This is a genomic window from Faecalicatena contorta (assembly GCF_021531995.1).
Lineage (GTDB): Bacteria > Bacillota > Clostridia > Lachnospirales > Lachnospiraceae > Dorea_A > Dorea_A contorta_A.
This window is the reverse complement of the sequence record NZ_JAFBIZ010000017.1, coordinates 1-24,661: the sequence shown is the minus strand read 5'-3', so window position 1 is coordinate 24,661 and position 24,661 is coordinate 1. Positions and strand designations below refer to the sequence as shown.

At 44.0% G+C, this 24,661-nt stretch carries 26 protein-coding genes; 25 read left to right on the top strand and 1 reads right to left on the bottom strand.

The genetic code is table 11. The features are described from left to right. The 15 genes from cobI to JQM82_RS03830 all read left to right on the top strand — a co-directional run bounded on the left by cobI (position 1) and on the right by JQM82_RS03830 (position 14,286). The gene (gene cobI, locus JQM82_RS03900) at positions 1–696 is read left to right on the top strand and encodes a precorrin-2 C(20)-methyltransferase (RefSeq protein ID WP_235248719.1); all 696 of its coding nucleotides are present in this window, start codon (positions 1–3) and stop codon (positions 694–696) included. Further along, positions 693–1,448, top strand: coding sequence for a precorrin-4 C(11)-methyltransferase (gene cobM, locus JQM82_RS03895; protein ID WP_235248718.1), 756 nt, complete (start codon positions 693–695; stop codon positions 1,446–1,448). The genes cobI and cobM overlap by 4 nt, the downstream gene beginning before the upstream one ends. Beyond that, entirely contained in the window at positions 1,445–2,479 is a 1,035-nt protein-coding gene (locus JQM82_RS03890; protein ID WP_235248717.1) for a cobalt-precorrin 5A hydrolase, read from the top strand. The genes cobM and JQM82_RS03890 overlap by 4 nt, the downstream gene beginning before the upstream one ends. Then, positions 2,472–3,200: a precorrin-3B C(17)-methyltransferase gene (gene cobJ / locus JQM82_RS03885; protein WP_235248716.1), complete on the top strand. Its 729-nt coding sequence runs from the start codon at positions 2,472–2,474 to the stop codon at positions 3,198–3,200. The genes JQM82_RS03890 and cobJ overlap by 8 nt, the downstream gene beginning before the upstream one ends. Beyond that, positions 3,197–5,191 carry a precorrin-6A reductase gene (cobK, locus tag JQM82_RS03880; RefSeq protein ID WP_235248715.1) on the top strand — a complete coding sequence of 665 codons (1,995 nt, stop codon included), beginning with the start codon at positions 3,197–3,199 and terminating at the stop codon, positions 5,189–5,191. The genes cobJ and cobK overlap by 4 nt, the downstream gene beginning before the upstream one ends. After that, positions 5,188–6,576 (top strand): cobyrinate a,c-diamide synthase, encoded by a 1,389-nt coding sequence (locus JQM82_RS03875; RefSeq protein WP_235248714.1) that lies wholly within the window; start codon positions 5,188–5,190, stop codon positions 6,574–6,576. Before cobK ends, JQM82_RS03875 begins: the two co-directional genes overlap by 4 nt. Continuing rightward, positions 6,573–7,649, top strand: a complete 1,077-nt coding sequence (gene cobT / locus JQM82_RS03870; protein ID WP_331472762.1) for a nicotinate-nucleotide--dimethylbenzimidazole phosphoribosyltransferase — start codon at positions 6,573–6,575, stop codon at positions 7,647–7,649. The genes JQM82_RS03875 and cobT overlap by 4 nt, the downstream gene beginning before the upstream one ends. Next, entirely contained in the window at positions 7,649–8,185 is a 537-nt protein-coding gene (locus JQM82_RS03865) for a bifunctional adenosylcobinamide kinase/adenosylcobinamide-phosphate guanylyltransferase (protein WP_235248713.1), read from the top strand. The genes cobT and JQM82_RS03865 overlap by 1 nt, the downstream gene beginning before the upstream one ends. Further along, complete coding sequence (gene cobS / locus JQM82_RS03860) at positions 8,182–8,979, top strand: adenosylcobinamide-GDP ribazoletransferase (RefSeq protein WP_235248712.1); 798 nt, start codon at positions 8,182–8,184, stop codon at positions 8,977–8,979. Before JQM82_RS03865 ends, cobS begins: the two co-directional genes overlap by 4 nt. Positions 8,980–9,033: 54 nt before the next feature. Further along, positions 9,034–9,414, top strand: a complete 381-nt coding sequence (locus tag JQM82_RS03855) for a bifunctional adenosylcobinamide kinase/adenosylcobinamide-phosphate guanylyltransferase (RefSeq protein ID WP_235248710.1) — start codon at positions 9,034–9,036, stop codon at positions 9,412–9,414. Next, positions 9,411–10,148, top strand: a complete 738-nt coding sequence (locus tag JQM82_RS03850) for a histidine phosphatase family protein (protein ID WP_235248709.1) — start codon at positions 9,411–9,413, stop codon at positions 10,146–10,148. The genes JQM82_RS03855 and JQM82_RS03850 overlap by 4 nt, the downstream gene beginning before the upstream one ends. Then, on the top strand, positions 10,039–10,971 hold the full coding sequence (gene cbiB, locus JQM82_RS03845; protein ID WP_235248733.1) for an adenosylcobinamide-phosphate synthase CbiB: 933 nt from the start codon (positions 10,039–10,041) through the stop codon (positions 10,969–10,971). Before JQM82_RS03850 ends, cbiB begins: the two co-directional genes overlap by 110 nt. 78 nt (positions 10,972–11,049) lie before the next feature. After that, the gene (locus JQM82_RS03840; protein WP_235248708.1) at positions 11,050–12,096 is read left to right on the top strand and encodes a pyridoxal phosphate-dependent aminotransferase; all 1,047 of its coding nucleotides are present in this window, start codon (positions 11,050–11,052) and stop codon (positions 12,094–12,096) included. Continuing rightward, complete coding sequence (locus JQM82_RS03835; protein WP_235248707.1) at positions 12,078–13,658, top strand: cobyric acid synthase; 1,581 nt, start codon at positions 12,078–12,080, stop codon at positions 13,656–13,658. Before JQM82_RS03840 ends, JQM82_RS03835 begins: the two co-directional genes overlap by 19 nt. After that, complete coding sequence (locus JQM82_RS03830; protein WP_235248706.1) at positions 13,648–14,286, top strand: precorrin-8X methylmutase; 639 nt, start codon at positions 13,648–13,650, stop codon at positions 14,284–14,286. Before JQM82_RS03835 ends, JQM82_RS03830 begins: the two co-directional genes overlap by 11 nt. A gap of 141 nt (positions 14,287–14,427) precedes the next feature. On the opposite strand, the gene JQM82_RS03825 is transcribed toward JQM82_RS03830, so the two are convergent. Next, positions 14,428–14,802, bottom strand: a complete 375-nt coding sequence (locus tag JQM82_RS03825; RefSeq protein WP_235248705.1) for a metal-dependent transcriptional regulator — start codon at positions 14,800–14,802, stop codon at positions 14,428–14,430. 231 nt (positions 14,803–15,033) lie between these two features. Between JQM82_RS03825 and JQM82_RS03820 the strand changes: the two genes are divergently transcribed. The 10 genes from JQM82_RS03820 (at position 15,034) to JQM82_RS03775 (ending at position 24,653) form a co-directional block, all read left to right on the top strand. Further along, positions 15,034–15,246: a FeoA family protein gene (locus JQM82_RS03820; RefSeq protein ID WP_235248704.1), complete on the top strand. Its 213-nt coding sequence runs from the start codon at positions 15,034–15,036 to the stop codon at positions 15,244–15,246. A 16-nt stretch (positions 15,247–15,262) separates the two neighbouring features. After that, a complete protein-coding gene (locus JQM82_RS03815) occupies positions 15,263–15,484 on the top strand; it encodes a FeoA family protein (protein WP_235248703.1) in 222 nt (73 codons plus the stop codon). A gap of 104 nt (positions 15,485–15,588) precedes the next feature. After that, positions 15,589–17,763 (top strand): ferrous iron transport protein B, encoded by a 2,175-nt coding sequence (feoB, locus tag JQM82_RS03810; RefSeq protein WP_235248702.1) that lies wholly within the window; start codon positions 15,589–15,591, stop codon positions 17,761–17,763. 36 nt (positions 17,764–17,799) lie between these two features. Then, the gene (locus tag JQM82_RS03805; protein ID WP_235248701.1) at positions 17,800–17,937 is read left to right on the top strand and encodes a FeoB-associated Cys-rich membrane protein; all 138 of its coding nucleotides are present in this window, start codon (positions 17,800–17,802) and stop codon (positions 17,935–17,937) included. Positions 17,938–17,951: 14 nt separating this feature from the next. After that, entirely contained in the window at positions 17,952–18,431 is a 480-nt protein-coding gene (locus JQM82_RS03800; RefSeq protein WP_235248700.1) for a Fur family transcriptional regulator, read from the top strand. 282 nt (positions 18,432–18,713) lie between these two features. Beyond that, the gene (locus JQM82_RS03795; protein WP_235248699.1) at positions 18,714–19,460 is read left to right on the top strand and encodes a DUF1638 domain-containing protein; all 747 of its coding nucleotides are present in this window, start codon (positions 18,714–18,716) and stop codon (positions 19,458–19,460) included. A 64-nt stretch (positions 19,461–19,524) separates the two neighbouring features. Beyond that, positions 19,525–19,797 (top strand): metal-sensing transcriptional repressor, encoded by a 273-nt coding sequence (locus tag JQM82_RS03790; RefSeq protein WP_235248698.1) that lies wholly within the window; start codon positions 19,525–19,527, stop codon positions 19,795–19,797. Positions 19,798–19,931: 134 nt separating this feature from the next. After that, the gene (locus JQM82_RS03785) at positions 19,932–20,804 is read left to right on the top strand and encodes an HAD-IC family P-type ATPase (RefSeq protein ID WP_328284197.1); all 873 of its coding nucleotides are present in this window, start codon (positions 19,932–19,934) and stop codon (positions 20,802–20,804) included. Positions 20,805–20,947: 143 nt separating this feature from the next. Then, the gene (locus JQM82_RS03780; RefSeq protein WP_235248696.1) at positions 20,948–23,491 is read left to right on the top strand and encodes a type I restriction-modification system subunit M; all 2,544 of its coding nucleotides are present in this window, start codon (positions 20,948–20,950) and stop codon (positions 23,489–23,491) included. A 1-nt stretch (position 23,492) separates the two neighbouring features. Further along, positions 23,493–24,653, top strand: a complete 1,161-nt coding sequence (locus JQM82_RS03775) for a restriction endonuclease subunit S (protein ID WP_235248695.1) — start codon at positions 23,493–23,495, stop codon at positions 24,651–24,653. Positions 24,654–24,661 lie beyond the last annotated feature (8 nt).

Genomic DNA, 24,661 nt, shown 5'->3' with positions numbered 1-24,661 from the left:
ATGCAAGGGAAATTATATGGAGTCGGTGTCGGGCCGGGGGATCCGGAACTTATGACAATAAAAGCTGCCAGAATTATAAAAGAATGTGATGTGATTGCTGTTCCGGGAAAGATTCCGGAAGAATCGATTGCTTACAGGATTGCAAGACAAGCATGCCCGGATATTGATGAAAAACTGCTGATCGGAATCCCGATGCCAATGACAAAAGATGAGAAGGTGTTGAAAAAAAGCCATGAAGAAGGAGTTTTAAGTCTGAAACATCAGCTGGATGCGGGGAAAGACACGGCATTCTTAACACTCGGGGATCCGACAGTATATTCTACATATCTTTATCTGCACAATGAGATCCGAAAAGAAGAATATGAGGCAGAGATTATCAGTGGTGTTCCGTCGTTCTGTGCAGCTGCTGCAAAGCTTCACATGAGTATTGGAGAAAGGGATGAGCAGATTCATGTGATTCCGGCTTCCTATCAGGTGGAAGGAGCACTCGAACTTCCGGGAACGAAGGTGCTGATGAAAGCCGGGAAAAAGCTTCCAGATGTCAAAAGAGTTTTGGAGGAAAAACATGTGGAAGTAATGATGATAGAAAATTGTGGAATGGAGCAGGAGAGGATCTGCTATGGAACGGAGAACATTCCGGAAGATGCAGGATATTATACACTGTTGTTTGTGAAGGAAAGAGGAGGAGAACAATGATTCATTTTGTGGGAGCCGGCCCCGGAGCGGTCGATTTGATTACGGTACGGGGACAAAAGCTGTTAGAAGAGGCGGATGTCGTAATATACGCAGGATCGCTGGTGAATCCCGGGTTATTAGATTGTGTCAGACAAGATTGTATGATATATAACAGTGCAAAAATGACACTGGAAGAAGTGCTCGAAGTCATGGAACAGGCGGAGCGTGAAGGAAAGACGACAGTAAGACTCCATACAGGAGATCCATGCCTGTATGGAGCGATCAGAGAACAGATGGACTGGCTGGAAGAACAGAAGATTCCCTATGATTCCTGTCCGGGAGTCAGTTCTTTTTGCGGTGCGGCTGCAGCCCTGAATCTTGAGTATACATTGCCGGAAGTTTCTCAGAGTGTGGTGATTACCAGAATGGAAGGACGAACACCGGTACCTGAAAAAGAAACGGTTGCTTCATTTGCCGCCCATGGTGCAACGATGGTACTTTTTTTAAGTACCGGATTACTGGAACAGCTGGAGCGGCAATTGATGGAAGGCGGATATCCGGCGGATACGCCGGCCGCAATTGTATATAAGGCAACCTGGCCGGAAGAGGAGACGTATATCTGTACGGTATCTACGCTTGCAGAAACAGCGAAGGAACACCGGATTACCAAAACGGCTCTGATCATCGTGGGAGATGTTGTGACGCATCATTCCTATGAAAGGTCTAAATTGTATGATCCATCATTTGCGACGGAATTCAGGGAGGCAAAATGAAGATTGCAGTCATAAGCTTTACACGGAATGGGAAATGTCTGGCAGATCGTATCACAGAATTACTGAAAGCAGATCATGAGGTCATCAATGCAGTAAAGTGTTCCAGTGTGCCATCTTCTATCAGGGAAAGTCTGAGTGAATGGACCGGGAAGATGTTTCAGAGTCAGGATGCACTGATCTTCGTCGGTGCAGTCCAGATTGCGGTCCGTGCAATTGCACCGCATGTCAAGTCGAAAAAAACGGATCCTGCCGTCCTGGTGTTTGATGAAAAAGGAACTTATGGAATCCCGGTTCTGTCGGGACACCTGGGTGGGGCCAATGAGCTTGCAATGATAATCTGTGCCGGCATTCAGGCACAACCGGTTGTAACGACTGCAACGGACCTGCAGGGAAGATGGGCAGTTGATGTATTTGCAAGAAAGAATGGACTGGTGATCCGGGAGATGGAACGTGCCAGACAGATATCTGCAGCAGTTCTGGAAGGCCGGAAGATTACGATTGCGGCAGATGACTGGACACGGAGGGTGGAAGGAGTACTTCCGGAAGATGTGGTTCGATATGAAGATATTCCGGGGACAGAACCGGATATCCGGATCGGAATCTTAGAACAGGAGAGTCAGGCTCTGCATCTGATACCAAGAGTAGTGATCGCTGGAATCGGATGTAAAAAAGGAGTTTCGGCTACGCAGATTGAAGAGGCCGTTGAGCTGGCGTGTTCGCAGGCCGGTGTATGCAGAGAAAGCATATATAAAGTTGCAAGTATTGATCTGAAAGCCCGGGAGCAGGGAATTCTGGAATATTGTGAAAACTGTCATCTGGAGAGTTGTTTCTGTTCGGCAGAAAAATTGAAAGAGATACCAGGTACTTTTTCCGGATCGGAATTTGTGACCCGTGTAACAGGCGTTGATAATGTATGTGAGCGAAGCGCAGTATTTGCAGCTGAAAAGGGGCGTCTGATTGCCGGAAAGATTGTCTGGAACGGTGTGACCGTTGCGCTTGCACAGAAGGATTGGAGGGTTAGGTTTGAATAAAGTATATGTAGTTGGAATGGGTCCTGGTGCCTATGAAGAGATGACAGTACGAGCAGTGAAGACGCTGGAAGCGTGTGAAGTGATTGTTGGATATACGGTATATGTGGATCTGTTGAGAGAACATTTTCCGGGAAAAGAATTCATGACCACATCTATGAGGCAGGAAGTACAGAGGTGTCACATGGCATTTGAAGCAGCTGCAGCCGGAAAGACGACAGCGATGGTATGCAGTGGAGATGCCGGAATCTATGGGATGGCAGGTCTGATGTATGAAGTGGGGGAAGGATTTCCACAGGTAGAGATCGAAGTTGTTCCGGGGGTAACTGCAGCAATTGGTGGTTCGGCAGTTCTTGGAGCAGCGGTCGGACATGACTGTGCGCTGATCAGTCTGAGTGATCTCCTGACTCCATGGGAAGCAATTGAAAGGCGGCTGCAGGCAGCTGCTGAAGCAGATTTTGTAATCTGTCTGTATAATCCGTCGAGCAAAAAGCGAAGTGACTATCTGAAAAAAGCGTGTATGTTGATTCAGAGATATAAAGAGGATGATACAGTATGTGGAATTGTACGACAGATTGCAAGAGAGGGGGAAGCACTTAAGCTTCTGACCCTGGGAGAATTGAAAGATACAGAAGTTGACATGTTTTCAACTGTATTTATCGGAAATCGTCAGACGAAAATCGTACGGGGTCACATGGTGACACCAAGAGGATATCATATATGAAAAAAGACAGGATTCTAATCTATGCAGGTACAACAGAAGGAAGAAAACTGACATCTTATCTGGTAAGAAAGGGTGTATCAGTACATGTCTGCGTTGCTACTTCCTATGGAGCAAGTCTGCTTCCAAAGGAAGGTGATATTACAGTATCTCATGAACGTATGGACTGTATGCAGATGAAAGAGTTTATCTCTGATTACAGACCGGCATATGTGGTAGATGCCACACATCCTTATGCGAAAGAAGTTACTGCGAATCTGAAAGCAGTATGTGAAGAATTGCAGTTCCCATATCTGAGACTGGTACGCGAGGAAGAAAATGTGTGCGGCGAAGTCTGTGTGGAGGATGTGAATGCAGCAGTAAGATATCTGGAGCATACGAAAGGAAATATTCTGGTGACCACCGGAAGTAAAGAACTGGAAGCTTTTACACAGCTTACTGATTATAAGGAAAGAATCTATGCAAGAGTATTGTCTTTGAAGCAGGTAGTGGAAAAGTGCGAGGAACTTGGGATGGCAGGCAGGCATCTGATCTGTATGCAGGGACCGTTCTCGACAGAGCTGAATCTTGCGATGCTGAGAGAATATGAGATTGCTTATATGGTGACCAAAGAATCCGGTGCAGCCGGAGGATTCCTTCAAAAGTGTGAGGCCGCAGAAGAAGCTGGTGTCAGACTTGTGGTGATCGGACGCCCTGAAAAAGAAAAGGGATATGAGTTTGGAGAAATATGCAGATTACTTAAGAAAGAATTGGATTTAAATGATAATAAAAAAGTTTCTGTTATTGGGATTGGCACCGGTGCGGCACAGGTAATGACCGGTGAGGCGAGGGAAGCGATAAAAAAAGCAGATCTTCTAATCGGAGCGAGTAGAATGCTTCGATCGGTGGCAGTGTGCGGACAACCGGTCTATGAAGAATACCTTCCGGAGAAAATACTGGAATATATAAAAAAGCATCCGGAATATGAACAGATAGCGGTACTGCTGTCAGGAGACAGCGGATTCTACAGTGGTGCAAAAAAGCTGATGGCGATGCTGAAAGAAGAACCGGGAATAGAAGCAACGGTGATACCGGGGATCTCTTCCGTCTCTTATCTGGCAGCAAAGCTTGGGATATCCTGGGAAGATGCATTTCTGACCAGCTCTCACGGAAGAAAAGCGAATCTGATCTCAGATATCCGGGAGCATCAAAAGGTATTTGCACTGGTGAGTGGGGAAAAAGAGATCCTTGAGATTCTGGAGCAGATGATTGTATACGGGTATGGAGACCTTAGAGTATGTATTGGAACAGAGTTATCATATCCGACAGAGCGGATTCAGACTGGAACCGCACGTACGCTTCTGGAAGATCCCTCAGGGAGTCTGGCAGTCCTGTATATTGAGAATCCGAACGGCGGTAAACAGCCCGTTGTCCCGGGAATCCCGGATGCGGAATTTATCCGTGGAGAAGTACCCATGACAAAGGAAGAAGTGAGAACCATCTCCATATCAAAGCTTCGGATCCGGTCGGATTCTGTGATCTATGATATCGGAGCAGGGACCGGTTCGGTGTCTGTGGAGGCAGCGATACGGGCAGAAAAGGGTCATGTATATGCGGTGGAACGAAAGCAGGAAGCTATTGCACTGATTCAGAGAAATCAAAAAAAGATGCATGTCGATAACCTGACGGCAATCGAGGGAGAGGCACCGGATGCGCTTCTTGAGCTGCCAGTACCGGATGGTGTATTCATAGGTGGAAGCAGTGGCCGTCTGCGAGAAATTCTTAAGATCATAGAATCTAAGAATCCGAAAGCACGTATCGTGATCAATGCCATCTCTCTGGAAACACTGCGTGAAGTACTGGACTGGATCAAAGACAGAACTGTGGCAGAAGAAGAGATTGTGCAGGTATCTGTAAGTAAGTCCAGACAGATAGGAAGTTATCATATGATGACAGGGCAGAATCCGATCTTTATCATCAGCTTCTGCCTTGCGGGAAAAGAGGAAGAGTTATGAAACTGCCGAGAATGCTTATCACTGCGCCGGGAAGTGGAACTGGAAAGACGATGATTACCTGCGGGATTCTTCAGGCGTTAAAAAACAGGGGACTTCGTGTATCTTCGTTTAAATGCGGACCGGATTATATTGATCCTATGTTTCACAGGGAGGCGCTTGGTGTCAGCAGTTATAATCTGGACTCCTTTCTGTGTGGGAAAAGTGGTGTAAAAGAGCTGCTTGTAAAAAATGGAAAAGATACAGAACTGGCAGTCATAGAAGGTGTCATGGGATACTATGACGGATTGGCGGGAATCTCCGTAGAGGGGAGCGCTTATGATATTGCAGATATTACGGATACTCCTGCGGTTCTGGTGATGGACTGTAAAGGTATGAGTGTCTCTGTAGTACCGTATATTCAGGGATTTCTTGATTATCGTGATAACAGTCATATTAAAGGTATTATATTGAATCGAGTGTCTTCCGGTATGTATGACAGGATGAAGCAGATGATAGAGTCGCAGACCGGGATCCGGGTATACGGATATGTTCCGGTTATAAAGGAAGGCGCACTGGAAAGTCGTTATCTGGGACTTATGCTTCCGCATGAAGTGAAAGATCTTAAGAATCGTCTGAAGCAGCTGTCCGAAAAACTGGAAGAAACACTGGATCTGGATGCGTTGCTTATGCTTGCACGCGGTGCTTCTGAATTGGAGACGGATCCTGAGAAAAAGGACAAGACGGACAGAACTATTTCCTGTTACCGGGACCTTCGAATCGGAATCGCAATGGATGAAGCATTTTGTTTTTTTTATCAGGATAATCTGGAACTGATAAAGGAAAGCGGGGCGAATCTGGTTCCGTTTTCGCCGATCAGGGATGAAAAACTTCCAGAGGATCTGGATGGTCTTCTGTTATATGGAGGGTATCCGGAATTATACGCAGATGAATTGAACAGGAACGCAGCCATGCGTGATGCAGTTAGAGATGCAGTAAAAGAAGGAATGCCATGCATTGCAGAGTGTGGTGGGTATATGTATCTGCAGGAAGTGATTCAGAATGCCAGGGGAGAGTGTTTTCCTATGGTGGGTGTGCTCCCGGGGAAAAGTTATCATACCGATTCGCTGAAACGATTTGGATATATCACTTTAAAAGGTGGAATGGTTTTTGGAAAGGAGATCGGTGCGATTCCTGCGCATGAGTTTCATTACTATGACTCTGAAGTGTGCGGAGATGCATTTCAGGCAGATAAGCCATTGTCCAAGCGATCCTGGAGGTGTATGATCAGTACCGATACTTTGCTTGCAGGATATCCACATATTCATTATTATGGAAATCAGCGGGTTCTTCAGGCATATCTGGATGCGTGTGAAAAATGGAAGAATGACAGAGGAAAGAAAAGATGAAAATGAGTACAGAAGAAAAGAACTTGAACCAGATCATCGAAGCAATACAGCCTGTTGATGTAAAATCCATACAGACTGCACAGAAAAAATGGAATTCAATCGCAAAGCCACTGCACAGTCTGGGAAAGTTGGAAGAACATATTATCCGGATTGCGGGTATGACAAAAAACCCGGAAGTCAGCCTGGAGAAAAAAGCATTGATCGTGATGTGTGCGGACAATGGGGTGGTAGAAGAAGGTGTGACGCAGACCGGACAGGAAGTAACGGCAATCGTTGCGGACAATTTTCTGACATGCCGGACCAGTGCAGCACTGATGTGTAAAAAAGCAGGTGTTGATCTGTTCCCGGTTGATATCGGGATGGTTACAGATACGAAGGTCCCGAATCAGAAGATAGCCTATGGAACGAAAAATATGACAAAAGAGCCTGCCATGACCAGGGAAGAGGCAGTCCGTGCCATCCTTGTCGGAATCGGAGAAGTTCGAAAAAGGAAAGAAGAAGGTTATCAGATTCTGGCAACCGGAGAGATGGGAATCGGCAATACAACGACCAGCAGTGCGGTGACTTCGGTGCTTCTGGGGCTTCCGGTCGAAGTGATGACCGGTCGGGGAGCGGGACTTACCAGTGAGGGATTGAGACGGAAGATAGATGCAATTCAGAAAGCAATCAGGATCAATCAGCCAGATGCATCGGATGCGATCGATGTCCTTGCGAAAGTCGGAGGCTTTGACCTGGCCGGACTTGCAGGTGTATTCCTCGGAGGTGCTTATTATCGGCTTCCGGTTGTGATTGACGGCTTTATCTCTGCGGCAGCGGCACTTCTTGCGAATCGAATCTGTCCGGTTTCCGGAGAATATATGATTGCATCGCATGTATCCAAGGAACCGGGCATGCATATGATCCTGGAAGCACTGAATATGGAAGCAGCGCTCACCTGTGACATGTGCCTGGGCGAAGGAACGGGAGCTGTCGCTTATCTGCCGGTTCTGGATATGGCTGTTGAAGTATATCAGAAGATGAGTACATTTTCAGAAATCAATGTGGAAGATTATGAGGAGCTGGGAGACAGATAATGATACATCTGATTACAGGCGGAAGTGGAAGCGGAAAATCATCCTATGCAGAAGACTGGCTGATACACAAGCGCAGGAGACCCAGCAGTGTTCCCTGCGTCTATATTGCAACGATGATGCCATTTGGAGAGGATGCCGCAAAAAAAATTGAAAGGCACCAGAAGCTCAGAGCCGGAAAGGGATTTCTGACAATTGAGCGATATACAGATCTGTCCGGACTTTTCGTACCGGATAATCAGGGAATATTACTTGAGTGTATGTCTAATCTGGCGGCAAATGAACTGTATCGTGCAGACGGATCTCAGAATGACGCGGAGGAAGTCTGTGACAGAATTCTGCAGGGAATCCATTGCCTGCAAAGACAGACCCCCTGTCTGGCAATTGTAACCAATGAAGTCAATTCGGACATCAACGCATACAGTCGGGAAACGGAACAGTACCGGGAATTGATCGGCAGGATCAATCAACGAATTGGAAAGATTGCAGATCGGGTAACAGAAATCGTATATGGAATTCCGGTGGTGATAAAAGAATGAGAAAAAAAATGTGGAACAGTTTTAAAATTGCATTTTCAATGTACAGTAGAATTCCAATTCCAGACTGTGAATGGACAGAGGAAAATATGTCGTATGCTATGTGTTTTTTTCCGTGTATAGGAGCTGTGATTGGCGCGGCCAGTTACGGGGTGTTCCGAATTGCCGACTGGGCACAGACGGGAAAAGTTCCGGTCAATGACCTGTTCTGGACGGTTCTTCTGGTACTGATTCCGATATTGATTACCGGTGGGATCCACATGGATGGATTTCTGGATACGCAGGATGCGCTGAGTTCTTATCAGTCCAGAGAACGAAGACTGGAAATATTAAAAGATTCCCATGCCGGTGCATTTGCCATTATATCCTGTGCCGTATATCTTCTGCTTTATACAGGTGTGTATTCCTCACGTTCTGAGGAAAGCATGCGTGTGATTGCCCTTGGGTTCATGCTGTCACGAATCCTCAGTGGTCTGGCGGTTGTGACATTTCCACAGGCGAGAAAGCAGGGAATGGCAGCTGCATTTTCCCAGAATGCCGCAAAAAAGACGACAAGGATCGTGCTTTGTATCTGGCTTGTGATGCTGGGAGTGATAATGATTGTTGTTGGAACTATACCGGGAATCCTGAGTATTCTGTCAGCAGGCCTTATGTTTTTATATTATCATCGGATGGCGATGGAAAAGTTTGGTGGAATTACGGGGGATCTGGCAGGATATTTTCTTCAGATGTGTGAACTTGTGATGGCGATGGCAGCAGTTGGAGGAGACATTCTGCTGAAAAGTCTTGCCGGCTAGAATAGAAGGGGTGTAAAGGAATGTGGTGTACGTGGAGCAGGGAGGAAAAAAACTATGATCATGATCATCGGCGGAGCATATCAGGGAAAGCTTGCCTACGCAAAAGAATTGTATCCGGAGATCTCATGGGCAGATGGTCGGGAATGTACAGATGAACAGGCGTTACAATGTGAAGGACTCCATCACTTTCATAAATGGATCGAACGGAAGATGCGTAAAGGTGAAGATGTCAGTCATCTTGCAGAGATATTGATGACACAGAATCCGGATATGGTCATTGTAACGGATGAGATCGGGTATGGAATTGTTCCGGTGGATCCGTTTGAAAGAGCGTATCGTGAGATGACGGGAAGAATATGTACAGAGCTTGCAGCACATGCGAAACGTGTGGATCGCGTGATCTGCGGTATCGGAAAGGAAATCAAGAGAGTATGAGGATCTGCCTGATTCGCCATTCGATGACGGAGGGAAACAAAAAGAAACGATATATCGGCCGGACGGATGAAGCATTGTGCCCGGAAGGGGTGGAGCTGCTTCAGAAGAATATGCGAAGAAGGTCAGGGCTGAAAGATATATTATGTGGATATCCTGATGTTCAGGCAGTGTTTGTCAGTCCGATGAAGCGATGTATTCAGACTGCGGAAATTCTCTATCCGGGGAAGAAGTATACGGTAGTGGAGAAGCTTGGAGAGTGTGATTTCGGAATTTTTGAGAATCGAAATTATCAGGAACTGTCCGGCTGCCCGGCGTATCAGGAATGGATTGACAGCGGCGGGACCTTACCATTTCCGGAAGGAGAGAGCAGGGAAGATTATGTGCGTCGGACGCTGGAAGGCTTTCGGCAGGTGCTTAAGATGTGTCGGGAAAGAGAAATTCGACGTGCTGCACTGGTGGTGCATGGCGGCACGATTATGAGTATCATGGAAAAGTATGCACGCCTGGAGGATGGGTGTCCTGCAGGCAGTTATTATGATTATCAGGTGGGAAACGGAGAAGGATATGAGCTTGGGATTACAGAGAGTGATATGGATGACAATTGCAGTGGCAGCAGGATTTGTTCTGGATCTGATTCTGGGGGATCCCAGATGGCTGTATCATCCGGTGAGGCTGATCGGACATCTGATTACCGGTACGGAAAAAATTATCAGAAGCTGTTTCCCGAAGACTAAGACCGGAGAACGGATTGCAGGAGGAGTTCTGGTTCTGATCGTTCTTTCTGTCAGTACGGCAGTGCCTGTGCTGATCCTCTGTGTGGCATATGCATATGCCTGGCAGCTGGGGCTTACGATAGAGAGTGTTATGTGTTATCAGATTCTTGCAACAAGATCTCTGAGAGATGAGAGTGATAAAGTCTATCTGGCACTGAAAGAAAAGGGAATAGATGAAGCGAGAAAAGCAGTGTCTATGATCGTTGGAAGAGATACCCGGAATCTGACAGAAGAAGGAGTAACAAAGGCTGCTGTAGAGACGGTAGCGGAGAATACCTCTGACGGAGTGATTGCGCCACTGTTCTATCTTGTAATTGGAGGAGCAGTTCTGGGATATGCTTATAAGGCGGTAAATACCATGGATTCCATGATCGGATATAAGAATGACAGATATCGTTACTTTGGAACAGCAGCAGCCAGACTGGACGATATTGTGAATTATATTCCTGCCAGGGTATCAGCGGTTCTGATGATCCTGGCGGCAGCATGTGTGCATATGGACTGGAAGAATGCAATCCGCATCTGGCGCAGGGACCGTCATAATCATAAAAGTCCGAACGCTGCCCAGACGGAAGCAGTGATGGCAGGTGCACTGGATGTAGAACTTGCGGGAAATGCATGGTATTTTGGAGAACTGTATGAGAAACCGACGATCGGAGATCCGATCCGCAGAATTGAGATCTGGGATATCAGGAAGTCGCATATGCTTCTTTTTGGAACAGCGATACTGGCGCTGCTATTGTTTGTGGGAATCAAGAGTATCTGTCTGCTGGCAGCATATTGACTATTATCCGAAATATAAGTAAGATAGATGAATAGATGAGAAATCATTCTGATATTCCTGATAAGGAGAGTTGGACAGGTGGAAAAAGAGAACAGACAGGTACATGGCGGGGATATCTACCGGAATCCGCATGTGACAGATTTTTCGGTGAACAGTAATCCGCTCGGGGTGCCGGAGCGTGCACTTCGGGCTGTGCAGAATAATGTAGAAAATATCGTTCATTACCCGGATATGTGGTGCAGTAAGCTTCGAGAAGCCATTGGCGGTTTTGAGCATACAGATATGGATCATATACTCTGTGGCAATGGGGCTGCGGAGCTTTTTTTTGCAGCGGTACTGGCTATCAGGCCAAAACGGGCACTTGTGACGGCACCGGCATTTTCTGAATATGAGCGGGCACTTCGGGTGGTGAGGGCGGAAGTAGATTATTGTATACTGAAAAAGGAAGATGGATTTCAAGTAAAAGACGAGATTCTTAAGATGATCACTCCACAGACGGACATGGTGTTTATGTGCAATCCGAATAATCCAACCGGACAGGTGACAGAAAAAAATCTGATTCTGAAAGTATTAAAAAAGTGCAGAGAATGCGGTACCATACTTTTACTGGATGAATGCTTTCTGGATTTTCTGGAAATTCCCAGGGAGTATGAAAGCATAGAATATCTGGAGCAGTACCCGGAGTTATTGATCGTCAAAGCATTTACCAAGATATTCTGCATGCCAGGGATCCGTCTGGGATATGCGATCAGTGCGAACCATCAGCTGCTTCGTTCGATGGCAGACATGCTCCAACCCTGGAATGTCTCTGTTCTGGCACAGGAGGCAGGAACGGCAGTGCTTCAGGATTGTGAACCGTATATAGAGCGGACAAGAAAATATGTAGGAGCCCAGAAGACATGGATGATACGGGAATTGAGGAATCTGGGGTATGAGGTCTATGGATCCCGCGCAAACTATATCTTTTTTTCCGGAAGGAAGGGATTGTATGAGGAGGCTCTGGACGCAGGGTTTCTGATCCGGGATTGTGCAAATTATGAGGGATTGTGTTCAGGATATTATCGGATCGCAGTGCGAACACAGGAAGAGAATGAAAGGTTGATCGTATGGCTAAAAAAATTATGATACAGGGCACGATGTCCAATGCGGGAAAGAGCTTGATCTGTGCGGGATTATGCCGGATCTTCCGGCAGGACGGATACAAAGTGGCACCGTTTAAATCACAGAATATGGCGCTTAACTCATTTATCACGGAAGACGGACTTGAGATGGGAAGAGCACAGGTCGTACAGGCTGAAGCCGCGGGAATCCAGCCACAGGTTCAGATGAATCCGATCCTCCTGAAACCGACCAACGATGTGGGATCACAGGTCATTGTAAATGGAGAGGTCCTTGGAAATATGAGCGCAAGGGAGTATTTCGCCTATAAAAAGCAGTTAATCCCGGATATTCTGAAGGCATTTCATCAGCTGGAAGAAGAATACGATATAATTGTCATTGAAGGGGCAGGTAGTCCGGCAGAGATCAATCTGAAGCAGGACGATATCGTAAATATGGGGCTTGCCAGAATGGTACAGGCTCCGGTGCTGCTGGTCGGTGATATTGACCGGGGCGGTGTGTTTGCGCAGCTTCTGGGAACGCTGATGTTACTGGAGGATGAGGAGAAGGAACTGGTCAAAGGACTGATTATTAATAAATTCCGGGGAGATAAGACGATTCTGGATCCGGGAATAGATATGCTGGAGCAAAGAGGCGGAATTCCGATCGTAGGAGTTGCTCCTTATATGCAGGTTGAGATTGAAGATGAGGACAGTCTGACAGAGCGGTTCGACGGACAGCAATACAAAAATGTGCAGAATACGGCCGACGGATGTGTGGATATTGCGGTGATACGGACTCCCAGAATATCCAATTTTACAGATTTTATGCTGCTTGAAAATCTGAACGGTGTATCGCTTCGTTATGTAAAACGGTGCAGTGAACTGAGGTGTCCGGATCTGATCATTCTGCCGGGAACCAAGAATACGATGGAAGATCTGCGCTGGATGCGCCAGAATGGTCTGGAAGCAGCAATACAGAAGGCAGCTGCCAGAGGGACGGCAGTCTGGGGCATCTGTGGAGGGTATCAGATGCTTGGTGAGAAGCTTTCTGATCCGGAAGGTGTAGAGTCCGGAGGCAGTATGAGAGGAATGGGACTTCTTCCGGTGGAGACGATCTTTGGAAAGAAAAAGACCAGAACCAGAATTACCGGGACGTTCCGACATCCGGATGGAATCTTCCAGGGACTTCAGAACCTTGCGTTCGAAGGATATGAGATTCATATGGGAGAAACTAGACTGACAGGAATTCTGCCAATGAATGAGATTCATGATACAGTGAAGAAAAGAGATGCGTCAGAAGTCGGCAGGGAAGATTCCGTATATGTGGTAAGTCATGACGGCGCATCCAGAGGAAATATCTGCGGAACCTATGTACATGGAATCTTCGATCGGGAAGAAATTGTGACGGAAATGGTACGTGCACTTGCTGAAAAAAAAGGAATTAATATTCGCGAATACGATTCTATAGATTTAAAAAAGTTTAAAGAGACACAATATAATTTACTGGCGGATACACTAAGAGAACACCTTGATATGAAACGGATTTATCAGATTCTGGAAGAGGAGGTAGTTGGACATGAAAATTGAGATCGAAAATGTGTTGCCTGCTGAGATCGAAAAAAGAAGCTTTGAGATGATTGCGGAAGAACTGAGGCGGGAGGAAATCTGCCTTCCGGAAGAACAGGCACCAATCATCAAGCGCTGCATTCATACCAGTGCAGATTTTGAGTATGCGAAAAATCTGGTCTTCTCGAAAGGGGCAGTAGAAAGGGCGCTGGAAGCGATTCAAAACGGAGCATCCATAGTAACAGATACCCAGATGGGAAAATCAGGGATTAATAAAAAAAGGCTTGCCGGATATGGCGGTCAGGTATATTGTTTTATGTCTGACGAAGATGTTGCCCGGGCTGCAAAAGAAAATGGAACGACCAGAGCGGTTGCAAGTATGGAAAAAGCCTGTATGCTGGAAGAAAAACTGATCTTTGCGATTGGAAACGCTCCGACGGCATTGATTCATCTGTATGAAATGATCCGGGAAGGAAGAATCAGACCGGAGCTTGTGATTGGGGTCCCGGTAGGCTTTGTCAATGTGGTACAATCCAAGGAGCTGATAATGGCGCAGGAAGAAGTACCGTATATTGTGGCAAGGGGCAGAAAAGGAGGAAGCAATATCGCTGCCTGTATCTGCAATGCACTCCTCTATATGCTTCCGTGACAGAAGCCGTGATATGGTCTGTCGGGAAACACGTAGTCGAAAACATGTTTATGACAAGAATCGCCCACAGAAAATCTCATGCTGTAAAGCACGAAGTTCTGTGGGCGATTCTTATTTTAGTTGAAAGGACAAAAAGTACATCTAGTCGGATGTATGTTTTTTGATAAATTCTTTCATTGCCTGAAAACTTTCATCACTGATCTGATGTTCCATCTCGCATGCATCACTTACGGCAGTCTCAGGAGATACTCCCAGAGAAATCAGCCAGTCGGATAATACGGTATGACGTTCATAGACACTTGAGGCGATCTGCTTTCCTTTTTCGGTTAATGTGATGAAACCGGCAGAACTTACTTCGATACATTCATTTTCTCGAAGGTGCTTCATAGCAACACTGACACTGGGTTTTGAAAAGTTCAGTTCAGTTGCAATATCTACAGAACGTACAACGGGAAGCTTTTTACTCAATAATAATATGGTTTCCAGATAATCTTCTGAAGATCGGTTATTACGCATGTTATTCTCCTCTTTTCTGGAGTTGTTTTCTACATTTATATCAATTATAGCAGTAACTTTTCGGTGGGTCAAGTGCAAAGAAAATGTCCTGGATACACAATCGTATTGAAGATATGGATCCTCATATTGAAAAAAAATATCAATTACAGTTATTGACATATAATGAGGGTAAGCATATACTAACTATTGTGATAAATGAGAACGTTTATTAAAAACGAAAGCAGGTGGACTATGATGCCTTTGACTATGGCCGAAACTGGTCGAATGATTCAAATCAGAAAAATTGGCGGAAAGGACGAAACCAGACGTTTTTTAGAAAGCCTGGGGTTTGTGATGGGCGGGTTCGTCACTGTCGTATCAGAAATCAACGGAAATCTGATTGTAAAGGTGAAAGATTCACGTGTAGCAATCAGTAAAGAAATGGCGAATAAAATCATGGTATAAGGAGGAAGGTGTACAGATGGCAACATTAAAGGATGCAAAATGTGGAGAGACAGTGAAGGTTGTAAAGCTCCATGGAGAGGGTGCGGTAAAACGCAGAATTATGGATATGGGAATTACCAAAAACACGGAGGTCTATGTAAGAAAAGTGGCACCTCTGGGAGATCCGGTAGAAGTGACAGTCAGAGGATATGAATTATCTCTCAGAAAAGCGGATGCGGAAATGATAGAAGTACAATAGCGGATTTTTTTAGACACAGGTTAGTGAAAGCTAATAAAAGTTACATATAAGTAAGAAGTCTTATAGAAAAAAAATAGATATGATATAAGGAAGAGAGGCAGAATATGAAAGTAAAAATTGCACTTGCGGGTAATCCGAACAGTGGAAAGACAACATTGTTTAATGCTCTGACAGGTTCCAATCAGTTTGTGGGTAACTGGCCGGGCGTAACGGTGGAGAAAAAAGAAGGAAAAATCAAAGGATATACAGCGAAAGGAGAAGAAGCAATCCTGGTGGATCTTCCGGGAATCTACTCTCTGTCTCCTTATACGTTGGAGGAAGTAGTATCAAGAAACTTTCTGATTGGAGAAAAACCGGATGCAATTATCAATATTATAGATGGTACGAATCTGGAGAGAAATCTGTATCTGACAACACAGCTTACCGAACTTGGAATTCCGGTCATCATTGCAGTAAATATGATGGATCTGGTGAGAAAGAACGGAGAAGTGCTGAATATTGAACGCCTTGGAAAGGATACCGGCTGTAAGGTTGTAGAGATCTCTGCATTAAAAGGAGAAGGCATTGATCAGCTTGCACAGCGTGCCGTAACGATTGCAAAGAGTGGAAAGAGCAGCCAGCCGGCACACAGCTTTGACGGATGTGTAGAACATGCAATTGCACACATTGAAGAAGCAATTACAGGACATGTAGAATCGAGTATGGAACGCTGGTATGCCGTAAAGCTTTTTGAACGGGATGAGAAGGTGCAGGAGAGTCTGAAACTTGAAAAATCCCTGCTGGACCATATCGAAGAAGATATTGTAAGCTGCGAAAAAGAAATGGATGATGATGCGGAAAGCATCATTACCGGAGAGCGTTATAATTACATAGGAAGTATCATTGAAGACTGTTATAAAAAACGTGTCAAGAATCAGATGTCTTTATCAGATAAGATCGACAGAGTGGTAACCAATCGTTTCCTTGCACTGCCAATCTTTGCAGTCGTAATGTTTATCGTATATTATGTATCCGTTTCTACCGTCGGAAGCATCCTGACAGACTGGACAAACGATACGTTATTTGGTGAGTGGATCATTCCGGGTGCACAGAGTGCGCTGGAATCTGTTGGCTGTGCCCCATGGCTTACCGGACTTCTGGTAGATGGTATTATCAGTGGTGTCGGAGCGGTACTTGGATTCGTTCCGCAGATGCTGGTATTATTCCTCTTCCTTGCGTTCCTGGAAGGCTGCGGATATATGGCACGTATTGCATTTATCATGGATCGAATCTTCCGTAAATTTGGTCTGTCCGGTAAGTCTTTTATTCCGATGCTGATCGGTACCGGATGTGGTGTTCCGGGTGTTATGGCTTCCAGAACGATTGAAAATGACAGAGACCGCAAGATGACGATCATGACGACTACATTTATTCCATGTGGTGCAAAGCTTCCGATCATTGCTCTGATTGCAGGCGCATTATTTGACGGAGCTGCATGGGTTGCTCCGAGTGCATATTTTGTGGGTATTGCGGCAATTATATGCTCAGGTATCATTTTAAAGAAGACCAGGATGTTCGCAGGGGACCCGGCACCGTTCGTTATGGAGCTTCCGGCATACCATCTGCCGACAGTCGGCAATGTATTAAGAAGTACGTGGGAGCGTGGATGGTCATTCATTAAGAAAGCCGGAACCATCATTCTTCTGTCTACGATCTTTGTATGGTTTGCACAGGGATTCGGATTCGAAGGCGGACACTTCGGTATGGTTGAGGATATGGAAAACAGTATACTTGCAGCAATCGGTTCTGCAATCGCCTGGATCTTCATTCCGCTTGGATGGGGAGACTGGAAGGCAGCAGTTGCAGCTATTACCGGTTTGGTTGCAAAAGAAAATGTCGTAGGAACGTTCGGAATTCTGTATGGATTTGGAGAAGTTGCTGAGGATGGCGCCGAGATCTGGGGATCCCTTGCAGGTGCATTTACTCAGGTGGCAGCGTATTCTTTCCTGGTATTCAATCTGTTATGTGCACCTTGCTTTGCAGCGATGGGAGCAATTAAGCGTGAGATGAACAATGCAAAATGGTTCTGGTTTGCAATCGGATACCAGACACTGCTTGCGTATGTGGTATCTCTGTGTGTATATCAGATTGGTACACTGCTTACGACCGGAACCTTCGGTATCGGAACTGTGGTTGCATTTATCATGATCATAGGTTTCCTGTATCTGTTGTTCCGTCCATATAAGGAAAGTCAGAATCTGACAGTTCCAAAGAGCATTACAGGAAAAGTCAGAGCTTAATCAGCAGCAGTTGAAAAAACAGGAGGTGCAGGTTTTATGGGAACAGTAGTAGTATTACTGGTGCTGGTGGGAGTCGTAGGATTGGCTGTACGCAGCATGATAAAAGATAAAAAAGCCGGAAAATCACTGCAGTGCGGATGTGACTGTAAACACTGCAGCGGACATTGCCATTAGAAGCCGGAGAGCAAATGATGAACAAGGATTGTCAAAGTTCCGTTACGGAAGAAAAAGATACAGAATTTCAGACCTGTGATTTTCAGGTGATGGAAAAAGAATCCATCATAGAACAGCTTCGTGCCAATGGATTCCGGATTACCAGACAGCGGAAGCTTCTGATCGATATCATTCTGGAAGAACCGTGTACCTGCTGTAAGGAAGTATATTATCTGGCAGTGAAGAAGGATCCGGGAATTGGAAATGCAACGGTATATCGCACAGTTGATGCACTGGAACAGATCGGTGTACTGAAACGGAAAACTGCTTATCAGATGTGTGGACAGAGACAGGCTGCATGCAGAAAATGTCTGATCAGACTGGAAGATGATACGACCGTAGAGCTGGATTATAACTCAATGGGAAAAGTAATTGAAAAAGGACTGAAGCAGTGTGGCTTTTCCAGGGGAAAGCGGGTAAAAAACATTACACTGATGCAGTCGGAAGAAAAATAATTGAAAGAATTGAATTAAAAAGGACTGTTGTGATATACGGAGTATGAATATTCTGATATCTGCAATTTTCACAAGAACGCCTCGACGCTAACTCGCTTACCTCGGCTTTTCTTGTGAAAATTGCATGATTTCGGATTTTATACCGGTGTAAGACAACAGTCCCTTTTGATTACAATTGCAGGATATACAATCATGCTCTTTTTGATTGAAATTGCGAGTCATATATTTTATGATAAAAATATAGATTCGTATTAATGAAACGGGAATGGATGGAAGGGACATATGAGATACAAATTACTTGGATGTAAGATCCTGGAAAGAGAAATTGCAAGTGTCATATATTCCTGCAGGAATAGCATTGATGTAACGCTGATACAGCAGAAGTACCATAACCGTCCGGAATACCTGAAGAAGGTTCTTCAGGAAGAAATTGATATGATTGATGAGAATCATCATCGTTATTCGAACAATACAGATGAGAATGATTTTGATGCAATTCTTCTGGGGTACGGGCTCTGTTCAAATATCGTAGCAGGGTTGTCCAGCAGGAGATATCCGCTCGTAATACCGAAAGCACATGATTGTATTACGTTATTAATGGGGGACAAAGACCGTTATATGGAATATTATAAAAAGCATCCCGGAACATATTACTCTTCACCGGGATTTTCGGAATTGGTTCATGTGGATGATACAGATGCTCTGAGGAGAAGATATGAGATGTATCTGATCCGTTATCATGGCAATGAGAAACATGCCAGAAGGGCGGTAGAGATTGAAGCAGAATTTACACAGAGTTATCAGCGAATAGCCTATATACAATGGCCCGGACTGGACCTCCCGGAATATGAAGAAAAGGCCAGAAAGAAGGCGGAAGAAAAGAACTGGTCTTTTGAACTGATTCAGGGTGATCATTCAATTCTAAAGCAGATGGTTGACGGTGACTGGCCGGAAGACAGGTTTCTTGTTGTCCGCCCGGGACATCATGCAGAACCAAGCTATGATGAAGAGATCCTGGAAGAAAAATAATATTGCAGAAATGGTTGATTTCCTGTAATATATGCACATACCCCTAAAGGTAAGGAGCGATATTATGAAGAAATGTATGGATTCTGATAATCTGCATCGAAGATTAAAGAAAGTGATCGGACAGGTGCAGGCAATCGACAGAATGGTAGACGAAGATATTCCCTGTGAAGATATTCTGTCACAGATCAATGCGGCAAAATCGGCATTGAATAAATGTGGACAGGTGGTTCTGGAAGGACATATTAATCATTGTGTCAGAGAGGCCATCGAAAGCGGAGACGAAGAAGAAATAAAAAACTTTACAAAAGCCATTGAAAGGTTTGCAAATATGCAATAACCAAAAGAAAAATATCATGGAAGTAAGAATTTTGAGAATCACAGATAAAAATTCTTGCTTCTTTTTTTATCCTTGACAAAGGCATACCCCTATAGGTATATTATATCTATACCTCTATTACTTCTATTCGGTCTGTGTCGGGAAAATATTCAGAGCAGGAGATATACAGACTGACGGCGGCGGTGGAAAAGAATTCTGAGCATCCGTTAGGGAAGGCAATTGTCAGCTGTTTTCAGGAGGAAGAAACAAAGACTTTGGAAGCAGTGAGTGATTTTGAAATGATTCCGGGAAGAGGAGTAAAAGGTGTCGTGAATCAACAAATCGTGATAGCGGGAAATGATAAGCTGCTTCTGGATGAAGGAATTGAATTGCCTGAAGAGATCGTTTCTCTGATCAATCAGGAACTGAAAAGAGGCGGGACTGCCATTCTGGTGGCAGTATGTGGAATGCTTGCAGGCTATATCGTTCTTGAGGATACACTCAGGCCTGAAAGTAAAGAGATGATCAGGCAACTGAAAAACCTGGAGATCATGCCGGTCCTGCTTACCGGTGATCATGAATCGGCTGCAGGCCGGATTGCATCTGAACTTGGAATCAGCGATGTCTATTCCGGTTGTCTGCCGGAAGATAAGCTACGGCAGATCAGCAGCTATCAAGAGCAGAAGGAATCTGTCTGCATGGTTGGAGATGGTGTCAATGATGCTCCTGCCCTGAAAAAAGCAAATGTAGGAATTGCCATGGGCGGCGTGGAAAGTGACATCGCAGTAGATGCGGCAGATATTGCGCTGGTAGATGATGAAGTAAAAGAACTTCCACATCTTCTGGCGCTGTCAGGGAAGATGATGCGAAAGATCAGATTTAATCTGTCTTTTTCTATGATTCTGAACTTTGTCGCAATTGTGCTGGCAATGACAGGAATCCTGAATCCTATTGTAGGAGCATTGGTACATAATTGTGGATCGGTGTTTGTAATAATTAATTCGGCACTGTTGCTGAGATATAAGTAGGAGGAAGTTCACCAGAGTGTACTGGTGGACTTTCTTTTGTATAAACGGTGTGGTCAATCCACAGGAATTTTGGTAAAATACAAGTAATGATTTACTTTCGCTGAAAAAGAGAGTAAGTATGGGCAGAAAGGCGGTTCATGTGCATGAATAAACAACAATTGGCCTCCAGAATCTGGGAGTCTGCTAATAAAATGCGTTCAAAAATTGAAGCAAATGAATATAAGGATTATATTTTGGGATTTATATTTTATAAATTTCTTTCAGATAAAGAAGTGGAATTTTTAAAGAAAAATGACTGGGAAGTGGAAGACTTTGTTGAATTAGTAGAAGAGGATATAGAAACGGTTAATCAGTGCAAAAAGAATCTTGGTTATTTTATTGCATATGATCATTTGTTTTCTACCTGGCTCAGTATGGGAAAAGATTTTGATGTGTCTAATGTTACAGATGCGTTGTCTGCATTTGAACGATTGATCAATGAATCCCACAGAAAAGTATTCGATGGCGTATTTGATACCCTGCAGACTGGACTATCCAAACTTGGAGAGACCAGTAATGCAAGGACAAAAGCAATCAGTGATCTGATTCAGCTGATTAAAGATATTCCGATGGATGAAAAACAGGGCTATGATGTGCTGGGGTTTATATATGAGTATTTGATTTCTAACTTTGCCGCAAATGCAGGAAAGAAGGCAGGAGAATTTTATACACCACATGAGGTATCACTACTCATATCAGAGATTGTTGCGAATCATCTGAAGGACAGAGATCATATTGCAATTTATGATCCGACATCAGGATCCGGTTCTCTTCTGATCAATATCGGACACAGTGCGTCCAAATATATGAATCGGGACAGTATTCAGTATTACGCACAGGAACTAAAGGAAAACACATACAACCTTACCAGAATGAATCTGATTATGCGAGGTATTAATCCTTCTAATCTATTTACGCGAAATGCAGATACTCTGGAGGATGACTGGCCTATCGATATTGGTAGTTATCCGCCGGTGCTTCGTGTAGATGCGGTGGTATCGAATCCACCATATTCACAGCAGTGGAATCCGGATGGAAAAGAGTCTGACCCAAGATATTGTGAGTATGGTCTGGCGCCAAAGGGAAAGGCAGATTATGCATTTCTTTTACACGATCTGTATCATCTGAAGCCAGATGGAATTATGGCGATTGTGTTACCGCATGGTGTACTGTTCCGGGGTGGTGAGGAAGAAAAAATCAGAACAAATCTGATTGAGAAAAACCACATAGATGCAATTATCGGGCTTCCGGCGAATATTTTCTTTGGAACGGGAATCCCGACGATTATTATGGTGTTAAAGCAGAAGCGGGAGCAAAGTGATGTACTGATCATTGATGCATCCAAAGGATTTGTAAAGAGTGGGAAAAACAATATACTTCGGGCTTCAGACATCAAAAGAATTGTGGATACTTACACAGAGAGAAAAACGGTTGAGAAGTATGCAAAACTCGTCAGCCGCGATGAAATTCGTACCAATGGATATAATCTTAATATTCCTCGTTATGTCGATTCTTCAGAAAAAGCAGAATCCTGGGATCTTTATGCAAGTATGATGGGGGGAATTCCGAATGCAGAGATTGATGATCTTGCAATATACTGGCAGGCCTTTCCCGAATTAAAAGATCAGCTTTTTGTCAGCAACGATACTTCTTATTCTGAACTTAGAAGTAAAGATATCAGCCATGTTATAGAAAATAGCGAGGATGTAAAAGGATACATCGAGAGGTATGAAAAACGCTTTGAAGACTTTGAAGAATATTTAAAAGAACGATTGATTTGTCAGATGGAAGAGGTGCAGCCGGTAAAAGAAGAAATAAAGATTGGCAACAATATATTTGCAAGACTGGCAGATATTCCATTAGTAGATAAATATCATGCATATCAGGTACTGGATGATGAATGGATAAAGATAGCGATTGACTTTGATATCATTGGCACAGAGGGGAAAGCTGCAGTGAAAGTGGTAGAACCGAATCTGATTATGAAAAAAGATAAAGAACTACAGGAGGGATGGAAAGGAAGAATTCTTCCATTTGATTTGGTTCAGGGAGTATTTCTTTCTGACCAGTTGGCAGAGATAAAAGAAAAAGAAAGACGAATTGAAGAGATTATTTCTGAGTATGAAGAAATGATAGAAGAGATGGCAGAAGAAGATAAAGAAAGCGAGATATTAAATGAGGCTCAGGATGCCTTTCAGGCAAAAGGTGTAACTGCAAGATTAAAAGAATTGAAGCATCCGGAAACAGAAGACGAGAAGAAATTAAAAGAAATGCTTGAACAATATACGAAGCTGAGCAAAGAAGAAAAAGAAACAAAGAAAGAAATAAAAGACCTGACAGCTGCACTGCATATAAAGACAAAAGAAACGATAGAATCGCTTACTGACATACAGGCAGAAGAACTTCTTGTAGAAAAATGGATCCGGCCATTACAAGAGGAATTAATGGATATTCCAAGGCAAGTAATTGGAGAATTGATCAAGCAGGTGCGGACACTTGGTGATAAGTATGAAACTACACTTATTGGTATAGAAAAAGAAATAAAAGAAGTTGAAAAATCATTGGTGTCGATGCTGGACGAATTATGTGGAAATGAATCTGATATGAAGGGGATAGCCAGCCTCAAAGCACTGCTTGGAGGTGAATAGAATGGAGGAAAACAGAAAAAAACCACAGGTAAGATTTGATGGATACACGGATGATTGGGAACAGCGTAAGTTAGGGGATTTGGTTGATGTTTGTAGCGGTAGGGATTACAAACATCTCTCAGAAGGCGACATTCCTGTCTATGGAACTGGCGGTTATATGCTTAGTGTAAGTGAGGCTTTGTCCTATGACAAAGATGCAATTGGAATTGGAAGAAAAGGTACAATTGATAAACCTTATATCTTGAACGCTCCATTTTGGACGGTAGATACGCTATTTTACGCTATTCCAAGAGAAAAAATTGACTTGAATTTTGCTTTTGATATATTCCAAAATATCGACTGGAAAAAGAAAGATGAGTCAACAGGTGTTCCGAGTTTATCAAAAACAGCCATAAACGAAATTGAAGTTCTCGTTCCTCAATACGATGAACAGCAAGCACTTGGACAATTTTTTAATGGAATCGACAACCTTATCACCCTTCATCAGCGTAAGCATAACAAATTGGTTGATGTGAAAAAATCCATGTTGGAAAAAATGTTTCCTAAAAACGGTGAAAAAAAACCAGAGATTAGGTTTTGCGGATTTACTAATGATTGGGAACAGCGTAAGTTAGGAGAAGTAGCAATATATAGGCGTGGTTCGTTCCCTCAACCATACGGAAAAAGTGAATGGTACGATGGCGATGGAGCAATGCCATTTGTTCAAGTAGCTGATGTATCAGATGAAATGAATTTAGTTGAAGATACCAAACAGAAAATCAGTATATTAGCTCAACCTATGAGTGTTTTTGCTGAGAAAAATTCGGTGTTAGTTACTTTACAAGGAAGTATCGGGCGTGTTGCAATCACGCAATATGGGGCTTTTGTAGATAGAACAGTTCTAATCTTTGAAAAATATAAGGCTGAAATTGATAAGACCTTCTGGGCATATATAATCAAGCAAAAGTTTATAGACGAAGCTCGGAAAGCACCGGGAGGAACAATTAAAACTATAACCAAAGAAGCGTTATCTGATTTTGAGTTATCTATTCCAAACTATCAGGAACAGAAACAAATCGGAGCATATTTCCGCAACCTCGACGACCTTATCACCCTTCATCAGCGAGAGGTGGAAAAATTAAAAAATATCAAAAAGTCAATGTTAGAGAAGATGTTTATATAAATAAGTAA